The organism is Flavobacterium kayseriense, from assembly GCF_014305095.1.
GTDB lineage: Bacteria > Bacteroidota > Bacteroidia > Flavobacteriales > Flavobacteriaceae > Flavobacterium > Flavobacterium kayseriense.
In genome coordinates this window covers 1,176,544-1,188,983 of record NZ_JACRUI010000001.1, presented here as the reverse complement: position 1 = coordinate 1,188,983, position 12,440 = coordinate 1,176,544, and the positions used below count along the sequence as shown (strand labels likewise).

Annotated in this window: 10 protein-coding genes and 2 tRNA genes; 5 read left to right on the top strand and 7 right to left on the bottom strand. The window is 34.6% G+C overall.

Annotation, left to right across the window (positions count from 1 at the left end):
• Positions 1-31: 31 nt before the first annotated feature.
• Complete coding sequence (gene galE, locus H8R22_RS05070; protein ID WP_187008638.1) at positions 32-1,045, bottom strand: UDP-glucose 4-epimerase GalE; 1,014 nt, start codon at positions 1,043-1,045, stop codon at positions 32-34.
• A 78-nt stretch (positions 1,046-1,123) separates the two neighbouring features.
• On the bottom strand, positions 1,124-2,257 hold the full coding sequence (locus H8R22_RS05065; RefSeq protein ID WP_187008639.1) for a DegT/DnrJ/EryC1/StrS family aminotransferase: 1,134 nt from the start codon (positions 2,255-2,257) through the stop codon (positions 1,124-1,126).
• Between the two features lie 213 nt (positions 2,258-2,470).
• On the opposite strand from H8R22_RS05065, the gene H8R22_RS05060 reads away from it, so the two are divergent.
• Together H8R22_RS05060 and H8R22_RS05055 are read left to right on the top strand one after the other, a co-directional pair.
• Positions 2,471-3,724: a 3-deoxy-D-manno-octulosonic acid transferase gene (locus H8R22_RS05060; RefSeq protein WP_187008640.1), complete on the top strand. Its 1,254-nt coding sequence runs from the start codon at positions 2,471-2,473 to the stop codon at positions 3,722-3,724.
• Between the two features lie 440 nt (positions 3,725-4,164).
• Entirely contained in the window at positions 4,165-4,353 is a 189-nt protein-coding gene (locus tag H8R22_RS05055) for a hypothetical protein (RefSeq protein WP_187008641.1), read from the top strand.
• A gap of 115 nt (positions 4,354-4,468) precedes the next feature.
• On the opposite strand, the gene H8R22_RS05050 is transcribed toward H8R22_RS05055, so the two are convergent.
• The 4 genes from H8R22_RS05050 to mutS form a co-directional block, all read right to left on the bottom strand.
• Positions 4,469-4,816: a YegP family protein gene (locus H8R22_RS05050; RefSeq protein ID WP_187008642.1), complete on the bottom strand. Its 348-nt coding sequence runs from the start codon at positions 4,814-4,816 to the stop codon at positions 4,469-4,471.
• Between the two features lie 171 nt (positions 4,817-4,987).
• Positions 4,988-5,073, bottom strand: a tRNA-Leu gene (locus H8R22_RS05045).
• A 14-nt stretch (positions 5,074-5,087) separates the two neighbouring features.
• Positions 5,088-5,160 (bottom strand) — tRNA-Gly (locus H8R22_RS05040).
• 151 nt (positions 5,161-5,311) lie between these two features.
• Positions 5,312-7,918 (bottom strand): DNA mismatch repair protein MutS, encoded by a 2,607-nt coding sequence (gene mutS, locus H8R22_RS05035; protein ID WP_187008643.1) that lies wholly within the window; start codon positions 7,916-7,918, stop codon positions 5,312-5,314.
• Positions 7,919-8,081: 163 nt separating this feature from the next.
• Here mutS and H8R22_RS05030 point away from each other — a divergent pair, with 163 nt between their 5' ends.
• Positions 8,082-8,525 (top strand): DUF1573 domain-containing protein, encoded by a 444-nt coding sequence (locus H8R22_RS05030; protein WP_187008644.1) that lies wholly within the window; start codon positions 8,082-8,084, stop codon positions 8,523-8,525.
• Between the two features lie 81 nt (positions 8,526-8,606).
• Positions 8,607-9,143, top strand: a complete 537-nt coding sequence (locus tag H8R22_RS05025) for an RNA methyltransferase (protein WP_187008645.1) — start codon at positions 8,607-8,609, stop codon at positions 9,141-9,143.
• Between the two features lie 101 nt (positions 9,144-9,244).
• On the opposite strand, the gene folK is transcribed toward H8R22_RS05025, so the two are convergent.
• Positions 9,245-10,378: a 2-amino-4-hydroxy-6-hydroxymethyldihydropteridine diphosphokinase gene (gene folK / locus H8R22_RS05020; RefSeq protein WP_187008646.1), complete on the bottom strand. Its 1,134-nt coding sequence runs from the start codon at positions 10,376-10,378 to the stop codon at positions 9,245-9,247.
• A 135-nt stretch (positions 10,379-10,513) separates the two neighbouring features.
• On the opposite strand from folK, the gene sppA reads away from it, so the two are divergent.
• Positions 10,514-12,274 (top strand): signal peptide peptidase SppA, encoded by a 1,761-nt coding sequence (gene sppA / locus H8R22_RS05015; protein ID WP_187008647.1) that lies wholly within the window; start codon positions 10,514-10,516, stop codon positions 12,272-12,274.
• Positions 12,275-12,440 lie beyond the last annotated feature (166 nt).

Here is a 12,440-nt window from a genome sequence, read left to right as displayed (position 1 = left end):
AAAAAAAGACTGTCAATCGACAGTCTTTCTTCTATTTTCTAATTTTTTGTTCCCATTTCCATGCACTGTCTAATGCTTCCTCTAGTGAGGATTCTGCTCTCCAGCCTAAAACAGCATTTGCTTTATCTGTATTGGCATAGGCCTCTGTGATATCACCCTCTCTACGTGCTACTAATTTATAAGGCAGCTTTTGTTCGCTTACTTTTTCAAAGGCTTTTATTACCTCTAAAACAGAACTTCCTTTCCCTGTACCTAGATTAAAAGTCTCCACTTTTTCTAAATTTTTCTTATCTAATAGGCGCTTTAAAGCAATTACATGGGCTTTCGCCAAATCGACTACGTGAATGTAATCACGAACTGCTGTTCCATCTGATGTAGGATAGTCATCACCGTAAACCGAAAGTTCTTTTCGTAAGCCCATACCCGTTTGAGTTATAAACGGAACTAAATTTTGAGGCACTCCTAATGGTAATTCTCCAATTTCCGCAGAGGGGTGTGCCCCTATTGGGTTAAAATAACGCAATAAAATAGCGTTTATATTGGTGACTTTAGCTGTTTCTGTAATAATCTCCTCACCTATTTGCTTTGTGTTTCCGTAAGGCGACATTGCAATTTGCACAGGAGCATTTTCTGTAATAGGCATTTGTTCCGCTTGGCCGTACACTGTACAAGAAGAACTAAAAATAAAATGAGCTTCTTCTTTCTTCTGCAATTCTTGTAATAGATAGACCAACGTATTAATGTTATTCTCATAATACAACAACGGATTCCCAACGCTTTCTCCAACTGCTTTTGAAGCAGCAAAATGAATTACTCCTGAAATATCGCGGTGCCTGTTAAAAAAGTCTTGAACTTTTGCTTTCTCACGTAAATCTAATTTCTCAAAAGCAGGAACTTTTCCTGTAATCGATTCGATTCCGTCTAAAACGGCTAATGATGTATTAGACAAATCATCGATAATTACAACTTCAAAACCTTGATTTTGCAATTCGACCACAGTATGCGAACCAATAAACCCTAAACCTCCAGTTACTAGTATTTTCATTTGCTACTTATTTTAAGAGTGAAAACTCAGTGCTAATTTATTTAATAGGAAAGGCACGAATTAACGTGCCTCTCTATTTTATTTATTTAAAAATTCCAAAACACAATCAGTGATGAACTTGATTTGCTCGTCATCTAATTCGGTATGCATTGGTAATGACAAAACTTCAGTCACTAATTGATTCGTAATAGGAAAATCTTCTTCTTTATATCTTTCGTCTACATAAGCTTTTTGAGCGTGTAAAGGAATAGGATAGTAAATAGCACACGGTATACCATTATCTAATAAATGTTGCATTAAACCATTTCTATCAGCATCTATAATTCGTAAAGTATATTGATGAAAGACATGACAATCGCATATATCACAAATTTGCGGTGCAATAATATTCTTATGTCCTTCAAATGCCGCTGAATATTTTCTGGCAGCATCTTGCCTTGCTTTATTGTATAAATCTAATAAGGGTAGCTTTGCATTTAAAACAGCTGCCTGCATACTGTCTAATCGGGAATTAACACCAACTACATCATGATGGTAACGCTCGTACATTCCGTGATTAACGATGCCACGAAGTTTGTGTGCTAGCGCATCATCATTGGTGAAAATTGCTCCACCATCTCCGTAGCAACCTAAATTTTTAGATGGAAAAAAAGAGGTAGCACCCACATGTCCTATCGTACCAGCTTTATGCTTCGTACCGTCAGAGAATTTACAGTTGGCACCAATTGCTTGCGCATTATCTTCAATAACATATAAATTATGATCTTTGGCTAAAGCCATAATCGCTTCCATATTAGCAGCACGTCCAAATAAATGAACAGGCACGATAGCTTTTGTTTTAGTAGTAATCGCTGCTTTAATACGCTCTATAGAAATATTCATATTGTAAAGATCAACATCTACAAGAACAGGAGTTAATTGCAATAAAGCGATAACCTCAACCGTCGCAGCGAAAGTAAAATCAGCTGTAATAACCTCATCACCAGGCTTTAGATCCAATCCCATCATTGCTATTTGTAAAGCATCAGTTCCATTAGCGCAAGGAATCACATGCTTCACATCAAGATATTCTTCTAATGACTTTTGAAACTGGTGTACTTGGGGTCCATTTATATAGGTATTAGTGTCCAAAACTTCTTGAATAGAAGTATTTACAGTAGTTGCAATTTTATCGTATTGACTTTTCAAGTCAACCATTTGTATTTTTTTCATCTCTATTTTGTTTTACCAAGCACCTTTTAAAAATGAAAAAGATGCATTTACTTTCTCACTAAAACTTCAAAAAAAAAGATGAAATTTTAATTGTAAGTGAAATAGTCAATCAAAGCTTTTCCGAGTACTTCTGTTGCAAAAATAGCAATTTAACCGCTAAGATTTAAACGATAAACAAAAGAAACAGTATTTTAGCAAAATAAATTTCCTCCTATGTTTTTTCTATATAATGTTATAATTACAATTGCACAATCACTACTCCCGCTCATCGCATTGTTTGTGCCGAAAATCAAACTTTTTGTAGATGGTCGAAAAGCAGTTCTGTTAACTCTGGCGCAAAATATAAAAGCAACAGATAAAACAATCTGGTTCCATGCCGCATCACTGGGCGAATACGAACAAGGTCTTCCCGTAATTGAGAAAGTAAAAGATAAATATCCGACCCATAAAATCATTATTAGTTTCTTTTCTCCTTCGGGTTACGAAGTGCGTAAAAACAATCAGGTTGCTGATCTTACCCTATACCTTCCGCTCGACACACAATCTAATGCACAGGAATTTATTCGATTAGCACATCCCGAAATGGCCTTTTTTATTAAATATGAGTTTTGGCCTAATTATTTAAACGAATTGAAAGACAAAAATATTCCAACCTATTTAATATCAGGGATCTTTAGAGAGAACCAATTGTTTTTTAAGTGGTACGGTCAATTTTACAGAAAAGCACTCGATGCCTTCACCTATTTCTTTGTTCAAAATGAAAAATCAAAAAAGCTATTACAACAGTTAGGAAAATCAAATGTTGCTATATCTGGCGATACTCGCTTTGACCGTGTAGCCTCTATTTTGGAAATAGATAATACACTAGATTTTATTGCTAATTTTGTGAACAATAAGATCACAGTAGTCGCAGGTAGTACTTGGCCTAAAGATGAAACCTTACTAGTCTCCTATATTAACAAAACAATATACGACTTAAAATTCGTTATCGCTCCCCACAACATTAAGCAGGAACAAATAAAAGAATTAAAACAAAGCCTATTAAAAAAGACAGTCCTATACTCTGAGTTTATAGCTGACCCTGCCCTAAACCTAGCAACATTTGATGTTTTTATAATAGACACGATTGGAATACTAACAAAGATTTATAGCTACGCCGATATAGCATATGTAGGAGGAGGGTTTGGGAATCCTGGGATACATAATATTTTGGAACCAGCTACTTTTGGCATACCAATTATAATAGGCCCTAATTACTCCCATTTTGCCGAAGCAACTGCTTTACTAGATTTACAAGGTTGCGACACGATTACAACTACGGACGAACTTACTAAAAAGTTTAACCAACTGATTATTGATGAAGCTTACCGAAGCGAGAAAGGACATATTTGCAGCACTTTTGTGACGATGAACAAAGGTGCAACTACAATAATTTTAAATCGCATAATACTAAACGAAGTAAGATAAAGCAAATACCCCATACTTTTCTTTCTTTATCAGAAAAAACTTCTGATTTTTACAATTTAAGTAGAAAACACCAACTAAAACATATTGAACTCAGAAAGACTTGTACTTTCTACAAAAAAAAAGCTTGATATTTTAGAAATATGTTTTTCAGAAACCTATTTTAATGGGTAATATAAATTATTAACAATCAAACAATTGGATATAATATGCCGAATTTAGGTATAAATAATTGAGTTTTTTGAAGTAAAAGCTGCAAAACTATCTGGAACAATGATGAAGAAACAACGTAACGCTCTATAATACAGTTATTTAGCAATAAAACAACCTCTAGAATGAGGGTTGAATAATATTTTTAAAAAAAAAATAAAAATATATTCTACATATCAAAAAATTTATATCTTTGCTCCGAATTAATAATTAACCTTTTATATTAAATTAAGATGAAAAAAGTATTTTTAAGTTTAGCTGTTGTTGCTGTTTTGACTGTAGTATCTTGTAAAAAAGCTGAAGCTCCTGCTGAAGAAGTAATGACTGATACTACTGCTGTAGTTGTTGATACTGTTGCTGTTGATACTGTAGCTGTTGACACTACTGTTGCTGTTGAAACTGAAGCTCCTGCTGCTGAGTAATTTCAAGCACAAACAAAAAAATAAGCCGTTTACTCTTGTAGCGGCTTTTTTTTGTGCTTATATTTTTTTTCATCATCAACCTTAAATTCGTAAAAGTAATGGTTCATTTTGCATATTAATCCGTAAATTCAAAGTCATTGTTGGAGAAGTCTAAAATCTCTGCTTTGGATCCGTACTTCACAATTTCATCTATTCCTTTCTGGACCATTAGTTCCGTGCTATACTTGCGACTTACCGCTACTACTTGACCGTTGATCACCACTCGAAAGAAATACTTCCCTTTACTGGTCTTAAATTTGACATAAGAACAAGTATCTAGTACTGAACGCAAATATTCTACCGCCGACTCACAATCCATCCTCAACTCATATGCGTTACTAGTAAAAATAGGCTTGCCTTTACGGGAGGCAAACTCAAATTTATAATCTCCACTAAATCTTTTACTAATAACAAAAGAAGCCATATATTTTTTTAAAATAATCAGATTAACATAAACACTAAATCACTTGACGAATATACGAACTTACTTCAACCATCAAAGCAGCACCAACAAAATGATTACCATTAGAAGGTGAAATTTAAGATCGATTAAAGCCAAAAAAAAAGCCTCAAACATAGTTTGAAGCTTTCTTTGTACTCAGAGCGGGACTTGAACCCGCACGAACATTGCTGTTCACTGGATTTTAAGTCCAGCGTGTCTACCAATTTCACCATCCGAGCATTATGTGGTGTCGAGCGAAAAACGGGGCTCGAACCCGCGACCTCGACCTTGGCAAGGTCGCGCTCTACCAACTGAGCTATTTTCGCATTTTCAATTTTTAAAAAGAACCGCGATACTTGTTCTGTATTGCGGATGCAAATTTAGCACCTTTTTTGAATTAAACAAGCCTTTTTTGGAAAAAAATTTAATAAAAAAGCTAACGTTTTGATAACCTATTCTTTAAAAATTAAAAAAAAATTATTTCCTAGTCAACATCCTTTTGATTTCATTCAATTTCATCAGGGCTTCCATAGGCGTGATCGTATTAATATCCAAGTTCAATATCTCTTCTTTTATCTCTTCTAACAATGGATCATCAAGATTAAAGAAACTCATTTGCATTTCTTCTTTTTCTGATTTAATACCGTTTAAAGCTTCACTCGAATGATCTTTCTCTAATTTCTTTAAAAGCTTTTGTGCTTTTAAAATCACGATTTGAGGCATTCCTGCCATCTTAGCTACGTGAATACCAAAACTGTGGGCGCTTCCTCCTTTTACTAGTTTTCGAACAAAGAGAACAGTATCCTTTAGCTCCTTTACAGCTACATTATAATTCTGAATTCTAGGCAGCAGTTCACTCATTTCATTCAACTCATGATAATGCGTAGCAAATAGGGTTTTAGGCTTTGAAGGATGCTCATGCAAAAACTCGGCAATAGCCCAAGCAATCGAGATACCATCATACGTACTCGTTCCTCGTCCTATTTCATCGAGCAAGACTAAACTACGGTCAGAAATATTATTCAAGATAGATGCTGTTTCATTCATTTCGACCATGAAAGTGGATTCTCCCATCGAAATATTATCACTTGCCCCTACTCTAGTAAAAATCTTGTCTACAACTCCCATTCTTACGCTCTCAGCAGGAACAAAACTCCCCATTTGTGCCAGAAGTACGATTAAAGCAGTTTGACGCAAAATAGCCGACTTACCAGACATATTAGGTCCAGTAATCATAATAAGCTGCTGCGTTTCTCTATCTAAAAAAACATCATTTGCAATGTAAGGAACCCCAACAGGTAGTTGCTTTTCAATAACAGGATGTCTTCCATTTTTTATTTCTAAATCAAAGGATTCATCTATGTCAGGACAAACGTATTTGTTTTCTAAGGCTAGTTGAGTAAAAGAGCACAAACAATCCAGTTGCGCTATTAAATTTGCATTGAGTTGAACTGGCTTGATATAGGTAGCAATCCAAATCACTAATTGTTCAAATAATTCGGATTCGATTTTATGAATTTTTTCTTCGGCACCTAATATTTTCGCCTCGTATTCTTTCAACTCTTCTGTAATGTATCTTTCAGCATTGACAAGTGTCTGTTTTCTAATCCACTCTGGGGGAACTTTGTCTTTGTGCGTATTTCGTACCTCTATATAGTATCCAAAGACATTATTAAAAGAGATCTTTAGTGAAGTAATTCCGGTGCGCTCCGACTCTCTCGCCTCGATACCTTCTAGAAATTCTTTCCCTAAAGTAGAGATAGCTCGCAATTCATCTAATTCAGCGCTTACCCCTTTGGCGATCGCATTCCCTTTTGCAACAGCAACAGGTGCATCTTGATTCAAAGTTGATTTAATTTTTTCGCGCAGCAATTCACAGCTATGCAAACTATCCCCAATTATTTTAACCGCTTCTTGCTTGCTTTCTAGCGCTAATGTTTTGATAGGTATAATCGCATCCAATGATTCTTTTAGATAAACGACTTCTCGCGGCGAAACTTTACCGGCTGCAATTTTTGAGATAAGTCGCTCTAAATCGGATATTTGTTTGATTTGGTTCTGCATCTTGTGTAAAACCTCTTGATTTTCTTGTAGATATGCGACTACTTGATGGCGATTTCTAATTTTAGTAGCTTCTTTTAAAGGAAGCGCTAACCATCGTTTTAATAAACGACCGCCCATTGGCGAAAGCGTCTTATCAATTACATCAAGTAAAGTAACTGCATTGGGATTGTAACTGTGGTACAATTCGAGATTACGAATTGTAAAACGATCCATCCATACATAAGCATCTTCTGCAATGCGCTGGATCGCTGTTATGTGTTGGACTTTGTTATGTTGCGTTTCGGATAAATAATATAATATTGCTCCAGAGGCAATGATCCCCTCTTTTAGCTCTTCAATTCCAAAACCTTTTAAAGAGACGGTTTGAAAATGTTTTGTAAGTGTTTCAAAAGCATAATCTTCTTTGTAAATCCAATCTTCTAGATAAAAGCAATGGAAGTCTTCACCAAAAGTTTCGCGGAAAGTATTTTTATTGTTCTTTTGAATTAAAACCTCAGACGGATTAAAATTCTGCAACAATTTATCAATATACTCAGCTGATCCTTGCGCTGTTAAAAATTCACCAGTCGAAACATCTAAGAAAGAAATACCTATATTCTTGTTCGAAAAATAAACTGAGGCTAGAAAATTATTGGTCTTAGACTGCAGCACCTCATCATTCATCGAAACTCCGGGAGTCACTAACTCTGTAACACCACGTTTCACGATAGTCTTAGTCATTTTAGGATCTTCCAGCTGATCACAAATTGCGACACGTAGTCCTGCCTTAACTAATTTAGGCAAGTAGGTATTGATAGAATGATGCGGAAAACCGGCAAGGGCTGTCTCCGTTTCAGAACCTGCACCACGCTTTGTTAAAGTAATTCCTAATATTTTTGAAGCTCGAACAGCATCTTCACCAAATGTTTCATAAAAATCCCCAACACGAAACAACAAACAAGCATCTGGATACTTCCTTTTGATATCATTGTATTGCTTCATTAATGGTGTTTCCTTAACCGCTTTATCTTTAGATGCCAACTTATTTTTGTATTAAATTAATGAGAAAATGGATCAGCGAATTTAAATATTTTACAGCGAATAATTAGAAAATCAAAAATTAAAAGCATTTTTAAGTAAAATTTAAGTCGTTGGCATGATTTTTTCTTTAATTTTGTACTATTAATTAAAAAGTTGTAATAAAATGAAAAAAATAATTTTACTTGCCCTAGTTACCGTTTTTGGAATCAATTCTTCTAACGCACAAGACACTTCTAAAAAAGTAAAAGCTACTGCTGCAAAAACTGCAAAAGTTAATGGAGCTGGGATCGTCTTCGTGACTGAAACAATCGATTACGGAAATATAGCGCACAACTCTAACGGTAAACGCGAATTTGTTTTCACAAATAACGGAACAAAACCTTTAATCATCACCAATACTCAAGGTTCATGTGGTTGTACTGTACCAACATCACCAAAAGAACCAATTGCACCAGGTGGAAAAGGAATAATTGGTGTTCAATATGCTACAGATAGAGTAGGTGCTTTTACAAAAACAGTTACTGTAACTTCTAACGCTGAAGGCCAAGCAACTAAAGTACTTACTATAAAAGGAGTAGTTTTAGATGACAACGGTGCAAAAAGCTAAATTGAAACTTAATTCATATTGAAAAGCTCCCGCCAGTCAAGGCGGGAGCTTTTTTTATTTAAAAACAATATCTCTTTTAGAATGAGAAAACTAGAAAACAACGAATTAGAACGCAAGACTGTTGAAGATTTCAAAACTTCTGAAAAAACGCCACTTATCCTTATATTAGATGACGTTAGAAGCTTACACAATATCGGCTCTGTTTTTAGAACAGCAGATGCATTTTTAATAGAGAAAATCTATTTGTGCGGTATTACTGCTACTCCTCCTAATAAGGAAATTAACAAAACAGCATTAGGCGCAACAGAAACCGTTAGTTGGGAACACCAAGAAAGTGTCCTAGATGTAATTACAAATTTAAAAAATCAAGGTGTCACAACCTTAGCCATTGAACAAGTCGAAAGTGCAATTTTTCTCCAAGATTTTACAGTTACTCAAGATAAAAAGTATGCTTTAGTTTTTGGCAATGAAGTTCATGGTGTGGCACAAGAAGCGGTAGCCTTATGCGATGGCTGTATTGAGATACCCCAACTAGGAACTAAGCATTCTTTGAATATCTCTGTGAGTGCTGGCATTGTCGTGTGGGATTTGTTTTCTAAAATGAATTGGCCAAAGTAATCCATTTTTAGAAATTACTTGCGTTTTAGTGGCACAATATATTCTTAGCAGATCAACAAAACATGGTTTTACGATGTCTTGAAGATGTAAAGAAGTTTGGCTTAGTTCATCTTCTTTTTAATCTCGTCTACTATAAACAAATAATCTTCTTGATTTTTCACAAAATCTTTATCAGAGACATCAATAATCAATACATTTAAATCGGATTGCGATTTGATGTAGTCTAGATAACCGCTATTAATTTTATCTAGGTAACTTGCTGAAATTTCCTGCTCGTAACTGCGACCTCTCTTTTTAATATTTTGCAACAATCGCTCTGAATTTTGATAGAGGTAAACATACAAATCGGGCTTAGGCATTTCACGGTAAATGATGTCAAATAAATTTCGGTACAAGCGATATTCATCTTCTGCCAAAGTGATTTTAGCGAAGATAAGGGATTTAAAAATATGGTAATCGGCTACTAAAAAGTCTTTAAACAGATCAAATTGCGCCAAATCATCGGACAATTGCTGGTAGCGATCAGCTAGGAAAGACATTTCTAAAGGAAAAGCGTAGCGATTTTGGTCTTTATAAAATTTGGGTAAAAAAGGGTTATCTGCAAAACGTTCCAATACTGTTTTTGCATTAAAATCCTCAGCTATTTTTGTAACTAAAGTAGTTTTACCGGCTCCAATATTTCCTTCAAATGCTACATAATTAAATTGATCAAATGAAATATCATGTAGCGGATTAGCAGACTCACTTACTACTTTACACACACTTTCATCAGGAGTAATTTCTAATAATTCGGACACTGTTTTATGCAAACTTGGATGCTTCCAATTTAAACCCAAATCACGAAAAGGCAGTAAAACAAATTTTCTGTTTTGCATTAAAGGGTGTGGCACATTTAATTTATCAGAAGCAATAACATCCTCATCAAAAGCAATAACATCAACATCAATAATTCGGGATTGATAACCACTACCTTTCTTTCTAGTTCTCCCTAGTTTTTTCTCTACTTTTAACACTAAATTCAGTACTTTTTGAGCGGTATGAAAGGTATGTAGTACTAAAGCACAATTATAAAATGCATCACTTTCAAAACCCCAAGAAGGAGTTTCGTATATTTTTGACACTTGTATAACAGTACCTACTTCTTTATGTATTAATGCAATACACGCTTCGATATTTTCAAGTTTATTACCTTGATTGCTACCTATCGATAAAACGACCTGATGTTGTGATTTCATATTAAGCACAAATTAACTAAAACAATTTTATAATTAGCACTATTTTTGCACAAAGTATGACTTGATTCAGTTTAAAAAACCAACTCACATTGTAACAATAAACTGTTTTCTACTACTTATAAAAAAAATAAAATTATGAAGTTTTTAGGGAATGTACTAGCAACTATTATCGGCCTGTTTGTGTTTTTCATGATCTTCTTTTTCGGAATCCTATTTATAGGAGCTGTATTTGGTGGCGATTCTGATAAAATAGTGGTCAAAAACAATTCGGTTATTGAATTAAACTTAGAAGACATCCAGTATGATTATGCTGGAAAGTATAAGGATCCTTGGGTTACTATTTTTTCAGACGGTAAAAATATTGGACTTATGGATGTAATAAGTGCTATTGAAGATGCCAAAACAGATGATGACATTGAGGGTATTTCAATCTTAAATGGCAATTCCCAGCTAGGAATGGCACAAAGTAAAGCGTTGAGAGATGCTTTAGAAGGTTTTAAAAAATCAGGTAAGTTTATTATGGCTTATTCCAATGCTTACTCTCAAAAAGAATATTACTTGAACTCGGTTGCCGATAAAATTTATATTAACCCCGTGGGCGAAATGGATTTTAAAGGACTATCATCAGAAATCATGTTTTACAAAGACCTACAAGAAAAAACAGGTGTTAAGATGGAAGTTATTCGTCATGGTAAATACAAAAGTGCAGTTGAGCCTTTTCTTGAAAATGAAATGAGCGAGGCTAATAGAGAGCAAGTAACCGCTTTACTAAACTCTGTTTGGAATCAAGTAATAATTGATATTGCTAAAAGCAGAAATCTCTCAGTTGCAAAATTAAATGAAATAGCAAATGACTTACTAGCTCGAACACCTGAAATGGCAAAAGAGCAAAAACTAGTAGATATTATTGCTTATGAAGACGTTTATCATGACGACATTCGAAAAGAACTAGGGGTTAAAAAGGATGACGACTATAATTCTGTTACTATTGCAGATTATACTAAGAATAACAAGTCAACCTCAAAAATCAGTGATGCCAAGGACCAAATAGCAATTATTTATGCTCAAGGAGAAATCCAAGGTGGCGAAGGCGATGTGAATACAATTGGAGAAGGATCAATGAGACGCTCTTTGCAAGACGCTCGAAAAAACAAAGATATAAAAGCGATTGTACTTCGTGTTGATAGTCCAGGAGGAAGCGCTTTGACTTCAGACTTAATATGGAGAGAGATAGAGCTTACTAAAAAAGTGAAGCCAGTAGTGGTCTCAATGGGAAATTATGCTGCTTCTGGTGGATACTACATCGCCTGTAATGCAAATAAAATTTTTGCCGAAAACAATACCATAACAGGTTCCATTGGTGTATTTGGTATTTTACCTAATTTCAGTCAACTTACTACTAAAATAGGAATCAGTGTAGAGCAAGTGAACACCCATGAAAATGCTGCACCCTACAGCCCGTTTGTTCCCTTGAATGATAAATTAAAGGCGGTTACGCTTGAAGGTGTTGAAGAAATTTACAAAACCTTTGTAACGCGAGTTGCACAAGGTAGAAAGATGACTTTTGCTCAAGTAGATGCAATAGGACAAGGAAGAGTTTGGGCAGGATCTGAGGCATTAAAAATTGGTCTTGTAGACAAAATTGGAGGTCTTGATGCGGCAATAAAAGAAGCGGCACTATTAGGAAAAACAAAAAAATACACAACTCAAAATTATCCAGAATACAATAAAGATTTTAACGACCTACTTGCAAATTTCCCTTTTGCTCAGTCTAAAGAAAACTTTATTAGAGAGGAAATAGGTCAAGAAAACTATCTTTTATTGCAAAAAGTAAAAAGAATGCAAATGCAAAAAGGAGTACAAGCTTTACTACCATTTGAAATCAATATTAGATAGGATAATTTGAAATCCCCATCTTACGTGCACATTTTGACCATCTCCCTTAAAAAGAGATGGTTTTTTTTTACATCGTATGTATTGTGTAGTAGTTCTAAATTTCTGAAGATGTAACATATTGTGAGAATATTATAAATAATTTACTTTCTAAAATAGTATTTTTGTA

What these genes read in the sequence shown, in the direction of transcription:
- sppA (WP_187008647.1), top strand. Translation starts at nt 10,514, where the DNA reads ATGAAGTTTTTAGGGAATGTACTAGCAACTATTATCGGCCTGTTTGTG.
- H8R22_RS05065 (WP_187008639.1), bottom strand. Translation starts at nt 2,257, where the DNA reads ATGAAAAAAATACAAATGGTTGACTTGAAAAGTCAATACGATAAAATT.
- H8R22_RS05025 (WP_187008645.1), top strand. Translation starts at nt 8,607, where the DNA reads ATGAGAAAACTAGAAAACAACGAATTAGAACGCAAGACTGTTGAAGAT.
- folK (WP_187008646.1), bottom strand. Translation starts at nt 10,378, where the DNA reads ATGAAATCACAACATCAGGTCGTTTTATCGATAGGTAGCAATCAAGGT.
- H8R22_RS05030 (WP_187008644.1), top strand. Translation starts at nt 8,082, where the DNA reads ATGAAAAAAATAATTTTACTTGCCCTAGTTACCGTTTTTGGAATCAAT.
- galE (WP_187008638.1), bottom strand. Translation starts at nt 1,045, where the DNA reads ATGAAAATACTAGTAACTGGAGGTTTAGGGTTTATTGGTTCGCATACT.
- H8R22_RS05060 (WP_187008640.1), top strand. Translation starts at nt 2,471, where the DNA reads ATGTTTTTTCTATATAATGTTATAATTACAATTGCACAATCACTACTC.
- H8R22_RS05050 (WP_187008642.1), bottom strand. Translation starts at nt 4,816, where the DNA reads ATGGCTTCTTTTGTTATTAGTAAAAGATTTAGTGGAGATTATAAATTT.
- H8R22_RS05055 (WP_187008641.1), top strand. Translation starts at nt 4,165, where the DNA reads ATGAAAAAAGTATTTTTAAGTTTAGCTGTTGTTGCTGTTTTGACTGTA.